Origin of the sequence: Streptomyces hesseae, from assembly GCF_031845785.1 — a bacterium.
GTDB classification, from domain to species: domain Bacteria; phylum Actinomycetota; class Actinomycetes; order Streptomycetales; family Streptomycetaceae; genus Streptomyces; species Streptomyces hesseae.
The window spans coordinates 433,007-452,868 of the sequence record NZ_JAVRFI010000001.1 but is presented as its reverse complement, the minus strand read 5'-3'; the positions used below and the strand labels follow the sequence as shown (position 1 = coordinate 452,868).

At 65.1% G+C, this 19,862-nt stretch carries 13 protein-coding genes and 3 pseudogenes; 8 read left to right on the top strand and 8 right to left on the bottom strand.

All coding sequences use genetic code 11. The features are described from left to right. The first annotated feature begins 2 nt into the window (after window positions 1-2). On the top strand, window positions 3-4,526 hold the full coding sequence (locus RM609_RS01570) for a peptidoglycan-binding domain-containing protein (RefSeq protein ID WP_311607216.1): 4,524 nt from the start codon (window positions 3-5) through the stop codon (window positions 4,524-4,526). 84 nt (window positions 4,527-4,610) lie between these two features. Here the strand turns inward: RM609_RS01570 and RM609_RS01565 are convergent, their stop codons facing one another. Continuing rightward, complete coding sequence (locus RM609_RS01565; RefSeq protein WP_311607214.1) at window positions 4,611-5,228, bottom strand: DUF4257 domain-containing protein; 618 nt, start codon at window positions 5,226-5,228, stop codon at window positions 4,611-4,613. 395 nt (window positions 5,229-5,623) lie between these two features. Beyond that, window positions 5,624-6,373 (bottom strand): transposase family protein, encoded by a 750-nt coding sequence (locus tag RM609_RS01560; protein ID WP_311607213.1) that lies wholly within the window; start codon window positions 6,371-6,373, stop codon window positions 5,624-5,626. Window positions 6,374-7,089: 716 nt separating this feature from the next. On the opposite strand from RM609_RS01560, the gene RM609_RS01555 reads away from it, so the two are divergent. The 3 genes and pseudogenes from RM609_RS01555 to RM609_RS01545 all read left to right on the top strand — a co-directional run bounded on the left by RM609_RS01555 (window position 7,090) and on the right by RM609_RS01545 (window position 10,065). Continuing rightward, window positions 7,090-8,106 carry a hypothetical protein gene (locus RM609_RS01555; RefSeq protein WP_311607212.1) on the top strand — a complete coding sequence of 339 codons (1,017 nt, stop codon included), beginning with the start codon at window positions 7,090-7,092 and terminating at the stop codon, window positions 8,104-8,106. Between the two features lie 272 nt (window positions 8,107-8,378). Further along, a pseudogene (locus RM609_RS01550) lies at window positions 8,379-8,609 on the top strand (helix-turn-helix domain-containing protein); the annotation flags it as partial. A gap of 352 nt (window positions 8,610-8,961) precedes the next feature. Further along, the gene (locus RM609_RS01545) at window positions 8,962-10,065 is read left to right on the top strand and encodes a pentapeptide repeat-containing protein (RefSeq protein WP_311607209.1); all 1,104 of its coding nucleotides are present in this window, start codon (window positions 8,962-8,964) and stop codon (window positions 10,063-10,065) included. Window positions 10,066-10,096: 31 nt separating this feature from the next. On the opposite strand, the gene RM609_RS01540 is transcribed toward RM609_RS01545, so the two are convergent. From RM609_RS01540 to RM609_RS01530, 3 genes are all read right to left on the bottom strand, one after another. Further along, window positions 10,097-10,878, bottom strand: a protein-coding gene (locus RM609_RS01540; RefSeq protein WP_438828370.1) for an IS5 family transposase whose coding sequence is annotated in 2 segments (ribosomal slippage) — window positions 10,097-10,545 and window positions 10,545-10,878 — 783 coding nt in all. Because the reading frame shifts where the segments join, the coding sequence is not laid out codon by codon here. A gap of 206 nt (window positions 10,879-11,084) precedes the next feature. Then, complete coding sequence (locus tag RM609_RS01535; protein WP_311607208.1) at window positions 11,085-11,327, bottom strand: hypothetical protein; 243 nt, start codon at window positions 11,325-11,327, stop codon at window positions 11,085-11,087. A 110-nt stretch (window positions 11,328-11,437) separates the two neighbouring features. Beyond that, window positions 11,438-12,187: a transposase family protein gene (locus RM609_RS01530; RefSeq protein WP_311607206.1), complete on the bottom strand. Its 750-nt coding sequence runs from the start codon at window positions 12,185-12,187 to the stop codon at window positions 11,438-11,440. A 433-nt stretch (window positions 12,188-12,620) separates the two neighbouring features. Between RM609_RS01530 and RM609_RS01525 the strand changes: the two genes are divergently transcribed. From RM609_RS01525 to RM609_RS01510, 3 genes and pseudogenes are all read left to right on the top strand, one after another. Continuing rightward, the gene (locus RM609_RS01525; protein WP_311607204.1) at window positions 12,621-13,655 is read left to right on the top strand and encodes a chymotrypsin family serine protease; all 1,035 of its coding nucleotides are present in this window, start codon (window positions 12,621-12,623) and stop codon (window positions 13,653-13,655) included. Between the two features lie 6 nt (window positions 13,656-13,661). Continuing rightward, window positions 13,662-13,922 (top strand): hypothetical protein, encoded by a 261-nt coding sequence (locus RM609_RS01520; RefSeq protein WP_311607203.1) that lies wholly within the window; start codon window positions 13,662-13,664, stop codon window positions 13,920-13,922. A gap of 185 nt (window positions 13,923-14,107) precedes the next feature. Continuing rightward, window positions 14,108-14,592: pseudogene (locus RM609_RS01510) on the top strand (peptidylprolyl isomerase). A 305-nt stretch (window positions 14,593-14,897) separates the two neighbouring features. Here the strand turns inward: RM609_RS01510 and RM609_RS01505 are convergent. Further along, window positions 14,898-15,389 carry a hypothetical protein gene (locus RM609_RS01505; RefSeq protein ID WP_311607198.1) on the bottom strand — a complete coding sequence of 164 codons (492 nt, stop codon included), beginning with the start codon at window positions 15,387-15,389 and terminating at the stop codon, window positions 14,898-14,900. Between the two features lie 893 nt (window positions 15,390-16,282). On the opposite strand from RM609_RS01505, the gene RM609_RS01500 reads away from it, so the two are divergent. Beyond that, window positions 16,283-16,747, top strand: coding sequence for a hypothetical protein (locus tag RM609_RS01500; RefSeq protein WP_311607196.1), 465 nt, complete (start codon window positions 16,283-16,285; stop codon window positions 16,745-16,747). 101 nt (window positions 16,748-16,848) lie between these two features. On the opposite strand, the pseudogene RM609_RS01495 reads toward RM609_RS01500, so the two are convergent. After that, a pseudogene (locus RM609_RS01495) lies at window positions 16,849-17,813 on the bottom strand (transposase); the annotation flags it as partial. Window positions 17,814-17,958: 145 nt separating this feature from the next. Further along, window positions 17,959-19,395, bottom strand: coding sequence for a hypothetical protein (locus tag RM609_RS01490; RefSeq protein ID WP_311607194.1), 1,437 nt, complete (start codon window positions 19,393-19,395; stop codon window positions 17,959-17,961). Window positions 19,396-19,862 lie beyond the last annotated feature (467 nt).

Genomic DNA, 19,862 nt, shown 5'->3' with positions numbered 1-19,862 from the left:
AGATGACGTTCGAACAGCACATCAACTGGACCGTTCTTCCCGCCGGGCTCTCGGACGACGGCACCCAGGCCCGGGTATCGGTGTTCATCGCCCCGCGCCTGCAAGCACCCGCCGGGAATGGTGACCCGCCAGGAGCACCCGCCGGGAATGGTGCCACGCTGGAAGGCTTTCCCGACTTCCTCACCTGGCCGGAAAGGATCAAGGCGGCCACCTTCGAGTTCGGTACCGGGGACCGCTCCTCCACGTCTTCCGTATCCTTCACCGGCCCACTCGTACCGCAAGGGCCAGCACCTGACACGGAGTTGTGGAGGAACCTCTTCGACAAGGAGATCCCACTGGATCCTCATGGCTTCTTCCAGGACGCCGGGCAGCGGGCCTTCCGCACCTATTCGGCCAAGGAAGTCCACGACCTCACCAGGGACACCTATGCCGAGGCGGCCAAGACGTCTCCCGAGAGACCGCCTGGGACAAGGGATGTGCTGCGCGCGGTGAACGCTGTCGGACCGGGCTCCGAGGCCGGGCTCACGGCGGCCGGCGGAACTTCCTCGGATGACGGTGCCATGCACCCCGCGCTGGTCGCGCTGGACGACTTCCACTCGGTGAGGGGCGCTCCCATGGTCGCCGGCGTAAAGCCTCCCCCGCCGCCACCGCCGGAGTTGCCGCGTCCTGACTTCCACCAGATGCTCACCTCGCTGGGCGACCATCCTCAACTGCTCCGGCGCCTCGGGCTGGTCCTGGACTTCTTCCTGCCGGCCGACCGGCTCCCCGTCTCCTCGGGTGAGCGGTTCCTGACGGTCACCCCCGACTGGAAGCCCGCACTGGGGGATGCCTCGCATGACGTGTCCCCGCGCACGCGGTACGTCTTCCTCCCGGACCGGCGGGTCTTCGTGCCCGGCGCCCGGTCCCTCACGGCCGCCGATCCTCTGGCGCCGCCGTCCCGTGGCGTGGTCGCGTTGCAGGGAAAGTTCCACGTCGAGCAGGCCGACATCGACGGCGCCGCGCTCAAGATGATGTCGGTGCCGGCGGACGCCAAGGGACTGTCCCCGGTACGGACCCATGGGATTTCGGTGGTCAGGGAGGACCGCCTGGGCAGTCTCAAGGATGAGTTCGACAGGGCGGCCGAGCACGAGAACGCCTTCACCCGAGCCCTTGCCTGGGACGGAGCCTCGGTCCAGGTGCCGGACCCGGCGTCCGCGGCAGCCGCCACGCCGGATGGCCAGGGCGCCGCGAGCAGCCCCGAGCTGGTGGCCGAGGACCTGGTACGCGGCCACCGGTTGGACATCTGGGACGAGGAACGGCAGCGGTGGTTCTCGTTGCACGAGCGTGATGTGGAGTACCGGCAGCCCCATGACGGCCCCGTACTGCTGTCGATTTCCGACGAGGGCTTCTTCCAGGCCAACCTGGTCTCACCACCGCCCGAGGCCCTGGACACCCACCTCTACGTACCCGAACAACTTGTCACCTGGGACGGATGGTCACTGTCCGCGCCCCGCCCGGGCCTGGTGCTGGACATCGACGAGGGATCGGTCGAGGACAACAGGCCTCCCAACCGACCGGTGGAGGTGAGCAACAGGGCGAAGACGGCACTCCCCCTGGAGATCACGGCCAAGGTACGGGCCGGCTCGTTGGCCAGGCTGCGGTTCGGTCACGAGTACAGGGTGCGGTTGCGTACCGTCGACCTCGCGGGCAACGGCCCCGGGCTGGCGGAAGCCGATGCCCTGATGGACGGCAAGGCCCTGGCGCTTCCCAGCGAGGGGCTGCTGGTCTTCCAGCGGTTCGAGCCCGTCCTGGCACCCGCCGTAGCACCCAGACTGCCCTTCGGGGAAGGCGCCTCGGCCTTCCGGCTGGTGATCCGGAGCAGCCCGGGGGACCGGCCGCCCGCAGCCGGTCCTCCCGGTCCCGCGGGGAACGTGGTGAAGATTGCCCTGGCCAATGCCCAGTTCGGCAAGACCAACGAGGACGTCCGCGTCGTCCAGAAGGCTCTCATCGCCCGCGGCCACCAGCTCCCGCATGGCGCGGACGGAATCTTCGGCCAGGAGACCAAGGACGCCTACGCCGAAGAACAACGCGACCAGGGCTTTTCAGGACCTGACGCGGACGGCAAGCCAGGCTGTACGTCCCTGACTGAGCTGGGCCGCAAGAGCGGCTTCACCGTCATCGACTGTCCCGCGCCGGGCGTGACAGCCGAGCAGTACGTGGCGGACTTCAACCGGTCCCCGCTGGTGACCACGGAAGGACACGTCCCGTACCAAGGGGTGGACGAGCGTCATGTGGTGGCGCCGAAGGCGTCGCTGCGGTGCGTCGAGTGGCACGGACTGCTGGACGGAGCCATCGGCTCCACCGATCAGCACGCCCAGGACGAGGTCTACGAGCTGGCCAAACGGGAGAGCGGCTCGCTGAACGACCCGTCCCAGCCGGATGTGCGACTGGTGCCTGTCGACTCACCGGCGACGGACCCCAGGAACCCGGCGGTGACCGCCCTGCACATGGGCGAGACGATCGAACTGCCCTACCTTCGCGACCCTCTCGCCACGGCAGCCGTCTTCCTGGACCTTCCGGGAATGCCTGCCGGGCAGCCCTTCACCGTCCCTTGGGGTGGCGAAGTCTGGCACCGACCCAGGTCCTTCAGGCTGAGGCTGGCTGAGGGAACCGCGCCGCCCCGCTTCGACGAGGCGTCCCGGGTGCTGACGGTATCGCTGCCGAAGGGTGCCGTGGTGACCGTACGGCTGTGCTCCGGCATCGACTTCGACGAGAAGATCATGGGCATGGCCTCGTGGTGCCGGGAAGCGGCGGAGTCGACACCACAGCTCGCGACGGAGACGGTGGCGGACGCGACGGCGAGGAGGGCGGAAGAGCTGGGAAGAACCGACCGCGCGCTGGAACTGGCTGCCGCCGGGCGGCACTGGATGTTCACACCCTGGCAGGAACTGACGCTCGTCCACGCGGTGCAAAGGCCGCTGAGGACACCAGTGCTGGACCTGTCGGCCCTGGGATCCCTACGCGGCCCCAACGAGACGGCCGAGCACCTCGTGGGCAAGATCGCGCTGGACGAGGCGAGTACGGACCGGATCGACCTGGTCGCGGAGTGGACAGAGGTGACGGACGCCGGCCCCACGGGCCGCGACGCCCGGAAGGTGATCGTCCCGGTGTTCGGCCTGCTGACGGCGAGGGTGGACCGGCAAGGCGTGCCCGGCGCCGAACCCGCCGTCCTCCAGAACGGCACCCTGACCTTCAGCACCAAGGCGGCCGAGGGCAAGTCGAAAGCGAGCCAGGGCAAGATCCCGCCCGTACCCGAGAAGCACGAGTTCGGCGACACCAAACACCGCATGGTGAGCTACAGCCCGGTGGCCGGCAGCAAGTTCAGCGACTATTTCCCTCCGCAGTTCGCAGAGCCCGGCAGGAACATGCTCACCGTTCAGGGCGAGTCCAAGGAGCACTCGGTGCCGAGCAGTGCGCCGCCCACGGCGCCGCGGCTGTTGTACTGCGTCCCCACCCTCGCCCTGGAGACCCTCGACGGACCGCCCGGTACCATCGTCCAACGCCGCCGCGGCGGCGGTATCCGGGTGTACCTGGACCGTCCCTGGTACTCCTCCGGAGACGGCGAACTGCTCGGCGTGGTCCTCGGCGAGCCACCGGGAGGAGACCCGGACTCCACCCGGGACGCCTGGGTCACTTTGATGGGCCGAGACCCCATCCACCATTCCGCGCCCGTCGTCGCCCCGACGCCGGACGTGTTCACCAACGCCGTGCGGCCGCCCGGGAAGCTCACCCTGCCCACACCCCCCGTCCCGCTCGCCGTCACCGTCGTGGGCTTCACCCCACAGTTCGAAAGGGACGACAAGAGCGAGAAGGGCGGCCGCTGGTTCTGCGACCTGGACCTGAACACCGGGGACGCCTGCCTCCCGTTCGTCCGGCTCGCCCTGGTCCGCTTCCAGCCGGATTCGATCCGCGGAGCCGAAATCTCACCGGTCGTTCTCGCCGACCTGGTGCGCACCCTGCCCGACCGGGAGCTGACAGTCAGGCCCGGCGAGATGGTGTCAGTCAGTGTCAACGGCCCCTCGTGGGACCCCACCGGCTCGTCCCCGCCGCGCATCACAGCCACGCTCCAGCGTCGGCACGACGTCGTCACGGACAAAGACCTCGGCTGGGTCACGCTCGAGGACACGGCAATCGAGCTCAAGTCGGTCGACGCCGAGTCCTCCCACCGACCCTTCTACACAGGCCAGGTCCCGGTACCGCCCGGGCTGCGCGGGGTGCCGTTGCGCTTGCTGGTCGTCGAGACCGAGGGCCTCCCGGCCGATGGCCATGGCCCCACCGGGCCTACGACCCCGGGGCCGGTGGTCTACTGCGACACTGTCGACCTCCCACCACTGCAGGACGGCCCAGGTGAGGGCCCACACGATGACCACGACGGGCATGGTGACCACGACGGGCATGGTGACCACGACGGCCATGGTGACCACGACGGCCATGGTGACCACGACGACCACCATGGGCCGGGCGTCCGCGATGACCATCATGAGTGAGGCGATCACGTCCCCACGGAGCTGGAGGCCGGAACGGCCACCCGGTACGGCCGCAGCCCGCAGGACGGCCGACGACAGGACCGCCTACGACGGATCGCCGACTGAGGGCGTCAGGCCGCCGGGCGGGTCGTCGAGTCCGGTTCGGGCGCGAGAGCCGTTCGCCGCCATCCGTAGTTTTTCCGAGGCCGTTCGGGCGGCGTCGGACGGTGAGGCAGTCCTCAGCGCCGTGGCGAGCTGCGGGTCCGCCGGGGTGATCGCCGCGTTGGCGCCCGCGCTTCTGAGATACCGCTTGTCCACCTCGGCGGAAACGACCCTCGCACCGCCGACTCCCGCCAGAGCCGCGCCCACCAGGGCGGTGACCGTCATGTTCACCGGAGGCTCGCCCACCGGGTGCGACCCCAGGAGCACGGCCTCCTTGAGGGGACCGTACAGACCCCAGGTGATCATTGCTGCGAAGGACCCCAGCAGCGCGTTGCCCAGGAAACCCGGCTGCAGGATCCCCGCTTTCTCCCTCGGGAGGACCAGTTCACTGTCACTCAGCAGGGCATTGACGACGCCTCCTACCGCGCCCGCCGCGGCCACGCATCCGAGGATCGCCCAAACGGATGACGACGTCACTCCCAGGGTCGCCGGCGAAGCGAGATGCCCAGGCATGCGAACCCCAATCGACCAGGAGCGGATCGTGGAGGTCTCATCGTCCATGTGAAATCTCGGGACTTCCAGCCGGGTGCGCCACACGGATCAGGGTGCGTTTGGAGCGAGCGTCGATCAACTGAGAAGGGATGCGAGATGCGGGATTCGGTGCGCGATAATTTCGTTGCTTTCTCTGCCAGACTCGAAGGCAGAGTGGATCATATGTATCTGGACCGTTTGGGTCTCGTCACGATAGCCATTGGCAACAAGATCGCCCCGGTGGGTGATGCGCTCAACCTGTCCGCTTTGGGTTCGCAGTTGCTGCGCGGCGACGGCACCCCTGCGAGCGATGCCGAAATCACAGCCGAATGGCCCCGTATCAAGACCGCTGCGGGTCCGGCACAGGTGCACCTCGACGACTCCGACATCGACAAGCCGGTGGCCAATAAACTGAATGAGCTCTTTCAGCGTTGCCGCTCCAGGGTGAGGACAGCTGCGGCGATGGACGACATTCGATTCGGGCTGCACCGGGCTTTGTGGAAGATCCGCCAGGATTTCAGGCGGGCAACGCCACGCTCCACGGGTGCCCGTGCTGCGGAGAGCGCGCGGTTGACCGTGCGCTGGGTCGGCGACAGTTCGCCGCCCGGCGGGCGCCTGGCCGATGTCGTCACCCATGGGCCGGCGCCCAGGTAGGCGCGGTCGGCGAGCACGGGGATGCCCTGGCGCTCGCAGATCCGGATGATGCGGTGGGTGCGGGCGGCGGTCAGGTCGTGGGCATGGCCGGGCAGCGCGGGTGAGATCCACAGCAGCCGGCCGTCCGGATCGGTGACGACCTGCACGTTCACACCGTGCCGGCGGTGCTTGTGGGAGTAGTCGGCCCGGCTGTCGCCGATGCGGTCGCACTCCGCGAGGGTGCCGTCAAGCAGGACGTACTCGGGGGCGGCCTGGCGCAGGGCGCGCAGCAGACCGGGTGCGCGGCTGGCGAGGAGCTCGACGACGGCTGCGGTGTAGGCGTGGGCCGTGCCGATAGAGATGCCGAATCCGGCGGCGAGTTGGGCGAAGGTGTCGTGCCGGCGCAGGTACACCAGCCCGACCAGGGCACGTTGGTGCGGCGGGAGCTTGCAGCGGCGGTCACCTTCACGGGTGACGATGAGCATCGTGCCCCACTCGACCAGCGCGTGAGGCAGGTCGAGTGCGGCAGAATACGAAACCAATGGGGCTCCTATACCGATGGGTTGAGACTTCGAACACCTCCCCCAACGGCACGGGAGCCTCGTGTGTTGCGGACACCGACGCCCTCACTCGATCAGTGTCCACTGAAAAAGCTCACTGATCGAAAGTGTCGCGCGGGAGCACCCTGGCCCCCCTGTTTTCGGGACGAGTGACCACGGAGACTGGATCTTCCCTGGGGAAACGCTCACGATCCCGGGCGCTCCGTACCAGGCTGGGGAGGACCTGCGTACGGCGACACCGCAGTTCGGTTGACGGCCTGTTGGTCTGTGGAAAGGGCTGCCGCGGACCCCAGTAGGTGACCCACCTGATCAATGGTGATCTACCCTGCTCACCATTACGCATCTTCAGCTGACGCTGGTTCAACGCGCGCCCGTTCCTCAGGCTCGCCTGCTGCTTGCCCACCCACCGCCAGCACAGCTCATAGTGCCGATGTGAGTACGGAAAGGCCGAGATGACGGCACGGCACGCACATCGTATGGTGGAAATGCGCCTGTGTGCACCCGCCTCGAGTTAGGGCACTAAAGAGCGATGCCATGAACTCGCTGTAGACGTTCTGTGCGCCACCGCGTTCTTGAAACTTCCACGAGCAGGGGAAGCGCCTCTTCGATCAGCGGCCTGTACCGGCCGCCCAGCGCCATGCCGCTTTTGATCCCATCGTGGGCCCCCTGCACAGGACACGGTGAGGAAGGAGTCGGCCATGGCCTGGGGACTGCGCGAGGCCGTAGGCCTCACGGACGAGGGCACCCAGTGTCCCAACAACGCATCGGACCAACAGCAGGTCGCCGAACTGCTAGACGCCGTCGGCTCGCCCGCTGGCGGAACTTCATTGGATGAGCTTCCACCGATCGGGGAGGGCGAGGCTTCGGACCAGCTCTGCACGGCAATCCGGAACTTCCAGTCAGTCCAGGAGGGCCTGACCGCCGACGCGCGGGTGGACGTAGGCGGGGCCACCTGGACCCGCCTGATGGACCTTGTCCAGCCCGGCAGCGCCCCCGCCGGAGAAGCCGTTCCGCTACTGCTCACCGTCTCCGACTACGAGGTCACCGAACTGCCACAAAGCGTCGCCCCCTGGCCGTCCCTGGTGTACACGCTCCGCGGAAAGGTCGCGGAATGGGACGGCGCTGGCATTCACATGGAGCTCTGGGCGAACGGCCCGCTGAAGGTCGCCTGGACCAAGCAGGCCTACGACCTAGGCTGCGAGGTCTCCCCCGACTTCGAGGCTTTGGACAAGGCCGTCGCCTCCGGCAGCGCCCGGACCATCGGCGGTGTCGCCCTGGACCAACTGTGCACCAGGCTGCGGTCGGAATCTCGTAGCGCGATCGGGAATCTGTTCGCGGCCGTCAGTATCAGCGGGGGCCCCGACGGGACCCCCAGGATCGGGGGAACAATCGGTGACGAAACTGCGTTTCTCCGTGTCGACTTCGACCCGGTGGAGCGGGCCGTCATCTACACCGCCAGTATTCACGTCTTCAAGTCGCAGACCGTCACGGAGGGCGAGGCACAGGTGTCCGGCGACCTCCAGGTGCAGCTGAGGATCACCACCGCTACCGAACAGGACTACGAAGCCAGCGTCGCGGCGGCCCTGGCCGTGCTGGCGATCGCGGCCGTGGTCCTAGGCCCCGTGGCGGAGTGGATAGGGAGCCAGGCGGTATCCGGTCTGGGCCAGGGCGTTCGGCAAATCCTTACCCGTATCCCCGTCAGGGCGCTCCCGTAGCATGCCGTTTGAATTCCAGGGGCACGCCTGGCCAAGACAGCATGTGGCAGCCCTGGTCCCAACCAGGAGTTCGTGATGATCGAGAATGGCGTCTTCAGCATGTTCGGCACTCCGATCAGCCATACGAATGCTGAAGCACAAGCCGCCCAGGAATCACTGAGCTTTTTCGGTGGACACTGATCGGGTGAGGGCGTCGGTGTCCGCAACACACGAGGCTCCCGTGCCGTTGGGGGAGGTGTTCGAAGTCTCAACCCATCGGTATAGGAGCCCCATTGGTTTCGTATTCTGCCGCACTCGACCTGCCTCACGCGCTGGTCGAGTGGGGCACGATGCTCATCGTCACCCGTGAAGGTGACCGCCGCTGCAAGCTCCCGCCGCACCAACGTGCCCTGGTCGGGCTGGTGTACCTGCGCCGGCACGACACCTTCGCCCAACTCGCCGCCGGATTCGGCATCTCTATCGGCACGGCCCACGCCTACACCGCAGCCGTCGTCGAGCTCCTGAAGTCCTGGCGGATCTTCCGCAAAGCCCGGTGCAGCCTGAATCGAATGTCGTCCATCGCCGCAGCTGTCCTCACCCTGGAGCGGCAACGCTGAAAGAGCTCATTCTGTTAGCCGTCGTTGTTAGACGGGCGCGCCGGCCGTGGGTGGCACGGCTCGGGGAGCGGGGGCGTGGGTGTGGAACGCGCAGCTCGAGGCGCCGCTAGGGGCTCGCGTAGCGCGGTGAGTCGTGCGGGTGTGCCATGGAGGGGTGAACAGACCACGGTTGGCTCTCCGTAAGCGGCTGCCTCTGCGTCTCCGGAGAGCCAAAGCGAACCGGTCCAGACCCCGCTCCGACAAGCAGCGGCGGGAACCTATGACGCGCTCGCAGATGACGATGCTGGCGGCCTCGACTTTGCCTGGTGTGGCCGCGTTGGTTGCTCTGTTCTTCACCTGGATGCAGGTGAGCCAGAACAGTAAGGAAGTTCGGGTTGCCGAGCACGGCGAGGTCACCAATCGATACAACACGGCTATCCAGAACCTGGCTTCAGCCAACCCCCACATACGGCTGGGCGGAATCTACGCACTGGATAGGATCATGCAGGACTCACCTCGCGATGAGCCTGCAGTGGTGTCCGTTCTATCCGAGTACGTGCGTAAGAGCTCTCCACTTCTCCCTAAAGACTCCTCGGCAAGCACTCACCCGCTCACTGCCGATTTGGTAGCCGCCCTCGCCGTGATCTCGGATCGCCCAGAGGGAAGCGATTCTGGCCCATTGATCAATCTGAGCGAAACGACTTTGCGCGGCCTGGACTCCAGCCAGCTCCTCACGCTCAATAAAAATTCGAGAAACTTCCGCAAATCCTTCTTCCGCTCTACCGATATGAGGGGAGCGGTAATCGGCAGAGTCGATTTCACCGGGGCGAACATAGGGAGAGCGCGACTGTCAAACTCCGAGTTTTATTACACCGCTTTCAAAGGAAGTAATTTCAGCTACGCCGAGATAAATGCGGCACAATGTCACGGCGCTGACTTCACTGGAGCAGATTTCACTAAAGCGGATCTAATTGGAACGAACTTCGACTATAATGAATACGTGACTGAAGAAAAAGGCTGCAATCTAAGCCAGGCCATCCTCCATCAAGCTAATCTCACACAAGCTAACCTCAGTCAAGTCCCGCTCCAGAAAGCAGACCTTTCTGGAGCTGATCTAACCGATGCAATTTTCACATCGGCTAACCTTCGCGGCGCCGAACTGAGCACCATTCAGTCGAAGGAGGCGGGGGAAACCGTTAATGACACGGTCCTCAAACGCACGGACTTCAGCCATGCCGACCTCAGAGGCGCTGACCTGCGGGAAGTCGACTTCAGTCACTGCAACCTAGAAGGTGCCGATCTGCGGGGCGCGAAGCTCGATGGAGCCCGGTTGAAGGGGGCGAAGCTTGATGGCGCGCGGGGAGTTCCTGCCGGCCACGATTGACGGGGGGTGGGCGCAGGGGCCCTTACAACGGCTAACAGAATGAGTTGATCTGTCTGAGGGTGATGAGGCAGCAGGCGAGGTGGAGGAACGCCTCGTGGATGTCAGCTCGTCTTTCCCAGCGGATGCGGAGGCGTTTGAAGCCGTGCAGCCAGGCGAAACTGCGCTCAACTATCCATCTATAGGTGCCCAGTCCGGTGCCGCGCCGGGCGATGGCGGGCACGATTCCCCGGGCCCGCACGTAGTCGCGGTAGATGTCGTGGTCGTAGCCCCGGTCGGCGAAGAGCGAGTCCGGCTTGCGGCGAGGTCGGCCGACGCGTCCCCGCACGGGCGGGATCGCGTCGAGCAGGGGCAGCAGCTGGGTGACGTCGTTGCGGTTGCCGACGGTGAGGATGACCGCGAGCGGAGTGCCGCGGCCGTCGGTGATCAGGTGGTGCTTGGAGCAGGCCCGGCCCCGGTCGACCGGCGACGGGCCCGTCGCGAGCCCCCTTTTAGGGCTCTGACGTGGCTGGAGTCGATGACCGCACGGGACCAGTCGAGCTTGGCTGCCGCATTCAGCTCGGCCAGCAGCACTTCGTGCAGCCGCTGCCACACGTCGGCCTCGTTCCAGTCCCGCAGCCGCCGCCAGCAGGTCATGCCCGAGCCGAAGCCCAGCTCGCCGGGCAGGTACTCCCACTGGATGCCGGTGTGCAGCACGTACATGATCCCGCACAGCACCTGCCGGTCCGGCAGCGGCTTGCGGCCCGGATGCCGGAACCGGCGCTCTTTGCGCGGCAGCAGCGGCTCGATCCGCTCCCACAGCCCGTCCGACACGATCCACGGCGACGCCCCCACAAGCTGGACAACGCTCAACTCGCCAGTCAGACACAGCCACCAGCACCAACCAGCCTCATTCTGTTAGCCGTTGTAGGTTGAACGAACTGTCCCGGGCGCCTGGCGACGATCGCCGGCGGAGGAGACTATGGCTCACTTCCTGGCAGGTAGGCCCCGCCAGGAAGTCAACCCGAAGCACAGGCCGGACATCAGTAGCTACCTGTCCGGATGTTCTCGTTGACGTACCGGAAGTACGGGTTGTTTGCGTCGCACGGCTCGCCGGGAGTTCCTGCAGGCTGTCTTCCAGCGAACCAGTCCTGAACGATCTGCGTTTGCTGTTCCAGGTTGAACTCACGGTACGCAGGGCCGACAGGTCCGTACGAGTACGGGTGGCCGCCTGTCGCCTCGCGCACCTTAGTTGCGAAGGCGTCCGCCATCAGGGTGAGGTCCATGGGCACATGATGGAGTTGCCAAGCATGAACCAACTCATCCAACTGGCCCGAGCGCGCGGGCAATGGCGGGAGGTGCCGAAGGGGTTCGACGCCCGGTCCACTGAGCTTCTTCAGCGCTGGCGTTCCAGGGTGAGGACGGCTTTGGCGATTGACGTCATGCGGTTCGGACTGCATCGGGATCTGCGGAAGATCCGCCAGGACTTCAAGCGGGCGACGCCGCGTTCGACCGGTGCCCGTGCCGCGGCCAGGGCCCGGTTGACAGTCTTCTCGGTGGGGGTGAGTTCCTGCAGGGGCCTGCGCTTGACGCCCGTGGTCAGCCAGGGGCCGCCGCCCTGGTAGGCGAGATCGGCCAGGATGGGGATGCCCTGGCGCTCGCAGATACGGATGATCTGGTGGGTGCGGGCAGCGGTCAGGTCGTGAGACCGGCCCGGCAGCGCGGGTGAAAGCCACAGCAGTCGGCCGTCCGGATCGGTGACCACCTGCACGTTCACTCCGTGCCGGCGATGCTTGTGGGAGTGGTCCGCGCGTGAGTCGCCGACCCGGTCGCACTCGGCAAGGGTGCCGTCCAGCAGGACGAAGTCGGGGTCGGCTTCGCGCAGGGTCTTCAGCAGACCCGGCGCTCGCCCGGCGAGCAGGTGGATGACCGCGCTGGTGTAGGCGTGGGCGGTGGACTCGCTGATCCCGAACCCGGCAGCGATCTTCGCCAGGGTTACGTGTTCGCGCAGGTACACCAGTGCCACCATCGCACGCTGGGACGGGGGGAGCTTGCAGCGCCGGTCGCCCTCACGGGTGACGATGAGTATGGTGACCCACTCCACGAGCGCATGGGGCAGGTCGAGTGCGGCAGGATAGATGACCAACAAGGCTCCCGAGCCGCGTGATTGAGACGTCAGACATCTCGATCAACAGCCCGGGGGCCTTGCCCGTTGCGGCCTCGCCGACCGTCACCAGATCGGTGGCCACCTCGAAGAAGCTCACTGTTCACAAACGCTTCCAACGTACTTACTTTGCCCGCGCTGGCAGACGCATAAGCAGGCTTCGCGAACAATAAGATTATCGCGAGCCATCGCGTTACAAGCCGGGATGCGCGACAAGTGAGATTGAGTGACACTAAGTGGAGCGGCAGCACTCCGTTGATCCGTTGCGCGCTTGCAACACAATTAGAGTGCGCCTCTATGGATCACAGGTCTGGAACAGCCTACAAGAGCAGCTACCTTGACGAGTCTCTTGCCTGGTTAGGCTGGGCAAAAAGGTAGCCCAGGTTCGCATTGCAGTCATTACGGAGGGCCTGCGATGGAATGGCTGAGTGAAGAAAACGGCCCGGAAATCTCTCATTTTGCGCGCGCTTACGAAGAACAACGCGCATGGCGCCCTCTAGACGAATTGGGCTTGCGGGATATGGGGGTACATGGAATTGGTGCTGCCTGGACACCGCTGGGAGCGCGTCCCCTCACTCTCATCGACGTCAAGGCGCTGGATCAAATTTTTGAAATGCGCCTCATTCCGCCCGATACGCCGTCGGAGTTTGCGGAATCCCTTCTTCCTGCACAATTTCTGTCCCACAGGCTACAGGAGCGACTTGGCCGGATATTCCCCGTAGGGGAATCGGTAGTACTGCCATCAGGCCCACCGGAGCCTCTATGGAGAAGCCCGATAGGATGGCGGTTGAGTGATAGGAGGAAAAAGCCGGGCATGCATCGCATTAGGTGCTACAAAAAGAGGATTCGAGGAACGCCAGGGTTTTCAGTGAAGCGCCTTGGTAGTGGGGGCAACGAGGTGAGGGGATTTTTGACTGCGCGGCATGTTGCAGCATGTGGGGCAGGGTGCATTGTCGAGCGACAGACAGGGCCGTTTCACTGGGAGCCGGCAGGGGTGGTAAGAATTCCCGAGGAAGATTGCGGCGGCGAGATGTGCGAGCACTGTTATAGCGGTTATGACGTGGCAGTGGTTGATAGTGATCAGCCATTGGGGTACCTTAACGGAAAAGGGATAGTGGACCTGCCTGCCGCTCTGCATTCCCCGATTCAGGTTCGAATGTTCGGGGCAATCAGCGGAATCTCGACCGGTATGATCTGCGGTGCACTCATGGAGTATGGAGATAATCCGCCATGGCGAAACAGTTGGATCCTGATACCCAGCGGCATTGCGGCAAACGGAGATTCCGGAGCACCTGTCATACTTGAGGAAGGTGGTCATGCGCTCGGGGTAATGGTGGGTGGGCACCGGATGCCTAATTCGCCGACCATTGCAGCTTTCTATGTACAGGATCTCTCCTGTATCGAGAGGGAAGTGCTGCGCCCGCAAAATGCATGGGTCCATCATAGGTGATTAGTAATGGCTATAGCGGCATTTGTCATAATGGGACTCGGTGTCCTCATGATAATTTGCGGCATCGTGGTTTCTCTCTCCGACTTGCGTACTCAGCGACGCAAGAAGGGCCCCGAACAGGAAGAACTCGGCCTAGGGGAGACGATCGGCGCCCTAGCAGAGCTTGCAGAGGCGCTACGCGACTACCCGTTGGGAAGGTTCCTCGTGGCGTGGGGGACCGTTGTGATTCTCATCGGTGGCGTAATCGGTGGGGTTTCGGCTATATAACTCCCAATTCGACGCTCACTGCGGCGTCGATGGCCGACGCCAGGTAGTCGTGGTGAAGTGGCGACGACTCGGACGCGAAGTCTGGTCCGTCTCGGAAGCAGGGCAGTGCTGACGATTCATCAACTAGGTGATCATGCTTGTGGCAGGCCGATCACCGACAGAGCTGCCCAGCGAAGGAGTGAAGCATGATCGAACTGCACACCAACCACGGCGTCATCAAGATCGCACTGTTCGCCGACGAATCCCTCAAGACGGTCCAAAACTTCCTTAACTATGTCAGGACGGGCACTGCAACGGCACGATCTTCCACCGGGTGATCAACGGCTTCGTGATCCAGGGCGGCGGCTTCGAGCCCGGCATGCGGCAGAAGCCGGTCGGTGCGCCCATCGACAACGAGGCGAACAACGGGCTGCGCAACAACACATACACCGTGACCATGGCCCGTACGAACGACCCGAACTCGGCCACCGCCCAGTTCTTCATCAACGACAACGGCTTCCTTAACCACTCCTCCCCGACCCCCCAGGGCTGGGGCTACGCCGTCTTCGGCAAGGTCGTCGAAGGCCAGGACGTCCTCGACAAGATCAAGGCCGTCAAGACAGGCACCGTGGGATCCCATCAGGATGTCTCCCTTGATGACATAGTCATCAAGAAGGCCGTCATAGTCTGACCCGCCCCCGACCGGGCGCAGCACGGAGCCGGCGCCTGCCGCTGAACAGACAGGGCGCGCGACGCTCTGCCACGGCGCGCTGTGCGAGACATGACGCCGGCTCCGGCTCCGCGGCTACCGAAGCCGGATCCCAGTGAGACTGCAGACCGATGTCGCCATCGGCAGGAATCAGGGGGTCCTCATCGAACGCCGCAGGCCCACCGTGCGCTGACGTTCTGATGCAGCGGAGCCGTCAGCTACGGGGCCCGGGCGACAAGCGTCTTGTCGTACATGATCCGGTAGAGGTGCGGCGGGGCGAAGTATTTTTATCGGCTGGGCGCGGTGATGGGCACGGGCCAGCGGTCGCGTTGCCTGTCCAGTTCTGCGCGTGCGAGATCAGCGAATTCCACCGCCTTGGCCCTGCGACGCTTGCCGCTGATGAGCTGGTCGGCCAGATGCAGGGCGCCAGCCATGAGGAGGGGGCGGCTTGCGTCGTCAGCCAGCGGGCCATCGAATGGCAGTTCCGCTGCACTGCGGGCGTGGGCAGCTCTTACCACAGGGTCGCTGTCGCGGAACATCTCCGGCGTGTGGAGCTGAAGGATCATCTTGATGAGCGCGGGAAAGAGGAACAGGTGGTGGGCTGCTCTCCCGCCCGGGCGCGGGCCTTCCCCGAATCCGAAGTTGATCCACTGCTGGATTTCCAGCAACCGCAGGTCGGTAACGGGAATAACCGGTATGTCGGTCAGAGGCTGCCCGCACCGGTGGACGTTGCCGTAACGGCGAAGTGCCTTTTCAGCTTGTTCCTTAACCTCCGGCATCACGCGTCGTGATGCCGGAGGTTAAGGAACAAGCAGAGAGGCTGCGTCTGAACTTCTTGGCGTAGGTCAGCGACCACAACGCAGTCCACGTTGGAGTAGACGACAGCGCCCGGGCGCCCGCCTTCTCGCTTCAACACCCCGCTCCGAGCGAGTTGAACACCTCGTGCGGCTAGAGCGTCAAGACGCTCGCCGTGCGTGTCCCGGGAAGCGGAGCAGCGTTAGTCATACGACATTACATACCGGCCCTGGATCGGCGCCTGGGCGGGCTGGGGCCCGCGCGGGACAGATGGCAGGGATGAGGCCGTGCAGCAGCACGATGAAGGAGTGCGCATGGACCGTACGAAGGCGATGCGGGCCAGGCTGGCCGCACAGATGGCTCTGCCGGTTCTGGGGGCGATGAGCCTGGCGGCCACCCAAGCCCCTGCCGCAGCCGCCGCACCGGCGCCCGCTCCAAGCGCGGCGATCTGTTCTACCGTGGGGCCGGGCAGCCTGGTTACGGCAATTTCGTATAACGCCGGGGGCCTCATCAGGGGCATTCTCGGCGACTACAGGAAACCTGCGGCCGCCAACACCCACGCAGTCGGGAAACTCGGAATCGGTGTCTCGCGCCTCACCGACACCAGTCTTGGCCGCCCCGAGACATACTGCGCCCCCGTCGCCCCTGCCGCTCCGGTCCCCCCGCCGCCACCGAGCTTCTCTGCGGGCCCGGACACCGGGGCTGAGGTAGGCACGGGCTGATGTTCGTGTCGGGAGGGGCGCCACTGGCTCGCCCGTTCATCGCACGGACGGACTGCGAGCCCCTCCCGAGCATGGAGGATGTGATCGTCCGGGACGGCCACGTCGCATACCCGGATGAAACACCGGCCGACCGTGACGCTTGCGGCGTACTGTGGATGCGTCAGGTTCACGCGCCCGACCAGGGAGTACCCCAATACGGGAAGATCCACTCGGCACGCCAGCGCCATGCCGTACTGCACCTGCTGTGCCAGATCTGCGCCCAGGAACCCGACGAAAACCCCGACGGCGTCCTGTGGCTCCTGCCGACCCTGCCCGGCCGGCCTCCCGAAGACGACGGCGACGGGATCATCACCACGTACCCGCCCATCTGCCAGCCCTGTAGCCGCCTGGCCCTTCGGCAGTGCCCGCCCCTCCGCCGCGGGTATGCCCTGCTCCGTGTCCGCGACGTCCAGGTCCACGGCATCCACGGAGCCGCATTCACCCTGACCGCCTCCCGCGCCGTCCTCCACGAAGCTGTCGAGCACGCCTACGGCGACCCTGCCCTGGCCAAAGTCGTCGCCGTCCAGCAGCTGTTGAGACTGACCGACTACCAGGCCGCTGGCGATACTGAACCGCAGTGAACAGGCAGTCCAACCACGCCCCCTTGCATGGCTGTGATCAAGAAATCCACCAGCACAGATAACTCACGGTGGAGATGCACAACGGCTTCTGAGCTTGATCTTTAACATCGGGCTTCACATTCGGTGAGTGTCGCGGGGCGTTTGACGGTTTTGCCCATGTCCTGGTGGGTGGCGGGGTGCCTGTTCTTGGAGTCGGGCGGGCGTCCCGGGCCGGGCAGGCGAGGTGGGGTCGGAGGTGTCGGAACCCACGTCGGACCCGGGTCGGCGTGAGGACCGTGCCGGGACGGGTGACCTTTTCCCAGGGCTTGCGCTGGTCGGCGGTCAGCGGGGCGGCAAGCCGGAGCTGGGTGTGTGCGATGACGACGATCCAGGTCCAGCGATCCGCCGCGTGAGGATCACGTATGCGCGGTCGGGCCCAGCCCAGGGACTGCTTGAACAGGCGAAATGTGTGCCCCAGGTCGAATCTGCGCAGGTAACTCGACCAGGCGAAGTCGACATCGGACGGGGTGGCGCCGGTGGCCGAGGACCACAGCCAGACTGGTGGTGTATCGCGGTCACGGGGCAGGTGGTCCACTTCCAGCCGAATCAGTGTGCCCTCGATGATGGGGAGTTCGCTGTCGTGGTCGATCCAGGCGGAGCGTTGCTGGAGTTCGGGGTGGAGCCGATCCCAGGCCCTGGCTTCGGCCTTGCCGTAGCGGGGTGTGTCGTTCACCGTCACCACCGACGGCTCTGTCCAGGTCCGCGGCCTGGCAAGGCTGAACTCCTTGCCGTGCTTGGGCGGCCGGCCGCCGCGGGGGTGGGCCAGGGTGAACTCCTCACGGGAAGGTGCCGGAAGCCGCAGGGCGCGGTCGGAGCGCAGGCGTCCGACCACCTCGACGGGTAGGTCGCGCAGGACCCAGGCCAAGCGCATCACGTCGTAGCCGACGTCCATCACGATCAGGATGTCCCGGTCGCCGCACTGCCACTGACCGGCCGTGACCAGTCGCTCGACCACGGCCCGCAGCTGGTCGGCGGTGACGGCCGCGGCATCATCGACAGGCCCCAGCCGGACCGCGTCCAGGACCTGTGTCTACGAGCTGCGGTCCGGGGTGAGCGCGGCAATGAGCAGTACATGGCCCACCAGCAGGGCGCCGCATAAATAGGCCGGAGAAAGAATCCCGGGCGGCCGGATTCCACCGCCTGGACACCTAGGGTGTACAAGTGGTGTGGCATCAGGCCGGGATGGAAAGACTCGCGCCGTTGTTGAAGATATTTGGATCGAACTGGCGCGCTCGTGCGAAGGCCTTGATAAGTGCGTTGCCCAGGCTCTGATATGTCAGTGTCAGGTTGGCGCCGGTGTGGGGGCTGAGGTTCCCGATGGCCCAGCGGAGCGAGCTGCCGGAAGCCGAAACCGTGACCTTTCCTGTGCTCGGTCTCACCGTGTTGGCTGATGCCGGGGGTACCCGCAGGTTGCGCAGACTGATGTCGGCCACTACGCCGGTTGCGGGGTCGGGGCCGTTGTTCGTTACGTCGATCCGAACGGCGGGGCCTTGATCCGGCCGCATCGACAAGGAAATGTCCGCTTGGCCCGGGGTAGTCGCCGCCGGAGGGCCTGATGGCAGGAGGAGCACTGATTCGGTGCCGCGATCATCGTCACTTGTGAACAGTTTGCGTTCGAGTCCAACCAGGCTGAAATTCCCCATTTCTTTGGCCACTACGTCGCGCTTGAAATCTTCAAAGTCTGTTTCATTGTACATTCGCGCTGTCGTGCCGGTCGCGCCGATGAGAATGACACCGCCGACATCGTCATCCAGATCTCTGTGGAAGAAGAGAAAATCGCTGCGCACCATCTTGTCGTCCGCAGTGTTCCGATCGCTTGCCTGATGGAGGTAGACGAGCGGGGCGTTGCTTATGGCCTGAACGGCGATATCGAGCGTCTCAAAGAAGGTGCTCCCGACATCAAGAATGGTGTTCAGGGCCCGCAAGGTCGAGTTGACCGTCCTCAGGGCTTGCGTCACGGCGCCCAGATCGAGCAGTTCTGAGCCGCTGCGTACGACAACGGACACGGCCATGCCGCGTGGATCGGCGTCCGGAGAGAAGTCGGGGCGATTGCACAGGAGCAGCACGGCCGGGATGTCCAATGGAGGCATGTCCACCGGTATCTCTATTCGTCTGGGAGGGTCGGTCGTGAGGAGCGGATTTGTTCCGATCTGGACACTTGCCGAGACAGAGACCACTATCTTGTAATGGAACGACTCCATCGGCCAGCAGCTGTCTGCTACGGGGGGCCGCAGCAGGAAACTCGCTTCGGTAAGTTTCTCAACCGGGGTCTGGCTCACCATTTCGGGTATGGAGATGAAGTCCCTTCCCTCCACAGGCATGTCGTCGAGGGTCACCTCGAACCCAACGTTCAAGCGGGCGGTCTGGAGGAGTGGTGAAAGGTCTGCTGTCAGGTTTCCGATGCCAGGTGCGAGCCCTGTCACCGTGCCGGATATCCGGCTCGCAAAACCCAGGGGTTGTTGTACCAGCTGCGGAACCACGGAGAGGTTCACCCATTTTCCTGGTGAAGCCTGGTCCGCGTTGTGGAGGACCGTGATGCTGTCGAGGAGCCGGTCGGCAAGGAGCGCCTCGGGAGATCCGGTTACGGGTGCGGGGATGGGGACGGACATTCTGTCACCCCTGCTGCTGTCTGAATGCCCCCTGTTTCAGTATCGAACCGGGCAACCGGGTCGGCAACCTCATTCCATTTGCCGATTCGAAGCTCGGGCCGGGTGGTGGTCCTCCGGCGCCAACGTCGAGCAGGACGACAAAAGGTCTCCACGCGCTCGCTGCGGGAGGCCCTGGGCGTTTGAGCGGCTGGCTGGGCCGGGACTGCTGATGCTGGGCCCTGGCCGGCGCCGGACAGGGCCAGCGGGCCTCGTTGGGGGGGGTAGCCGTGGTGCGGCGCAGGTGCAGCCACGATCCCGAGCCGGTGTGCAAGTGGCGGGTCAGGGCCTGGTCCTGGTCCTGGTCGGCGTCGGGGACTCGGGCGCTTCTGGAGAGCGGGGCTGACCCTGGCCGTCTCGCTACAGAGTTCGACGTGCTCCCACGCCGGCAGAAGCGGTGTTCCCCATTCAGTAGCAGGATGTGGAGATTA

Excerpts from the sequence above, each read along its gene's own strand:
- RM609_RS01555 (WP_311607212.1), top strand. The coding sequence starts at position 7,090 with ATGGCCTGGGGACTGCGCGAGGCCGTAGGCCTCACGGACGAGGGCACC.
- RM609_RS01570 (WP_311607216.1), top strand. The coding sequence starts at position 3 with ATGACGTTCGAACAGCACATCAACTGGACCGTTCTTCCCGCCGGGCTC.
- RM609_RS01505 (WP_311607198.1), bottom strand. The coding sequence starts at position 15,389 with ATGCCGGAGGTTAAGGAACAAGCTGAAAAGGCACTTCGCCGTTACGGC.
- RM609_RS01535 (WP_311607208.1), bottom strand. The coding sequence starts at position 11,327 with ATGGACCTCACCCTGATGGCGGACGCCTTCGCAACTAAGGTGCGCGAG.
- RM609_RS01500 (WP_311607196.1), top strand. The coding sequence starts at position 16,283 with ATGCGTCAGGTTCACGCGCCCGACCAGGGAGTACCCCAATACGGGAAG.
- RM609_RS01490 (WP_311607194.1), bottom strand. The coding sequence starts at position 19,395 with ATGTCCGTCCCCATCCCCGCACCCGTAACCGGATCTCCCGAGGCGCTC.
- RM609_RS01545 (WP_311607209.1), top strand. The coding sequence starts at position 8,962 with ATGACGCGCTCGCAGATGACGATGCTGGCGGCCTCGACTTTGCCTGGT.
- RM609_RS01565 (WP_311607214.1), bottom strand. The coding sequence starts at position 5,228 with ATGGACGATGAGACCTCCACGATCCGCTCCTGGTCGATTGGGGTTCGC.
- RM609_RS01525 (WP_311607204.1), top strand. The coding sequence starts at position 12,621 with ATGGAATGGCTGAGTGAAGAAAACGGCCCGGAAATCTCTCATTTTGCG.
- RM609_RS01520 (WP_311607203.1), top strand. The coding sequence starts at position 13,662 with ATGGCTATAGCGGCATTTGTCATAATGGGACTCGGTGTCCTCATGATA.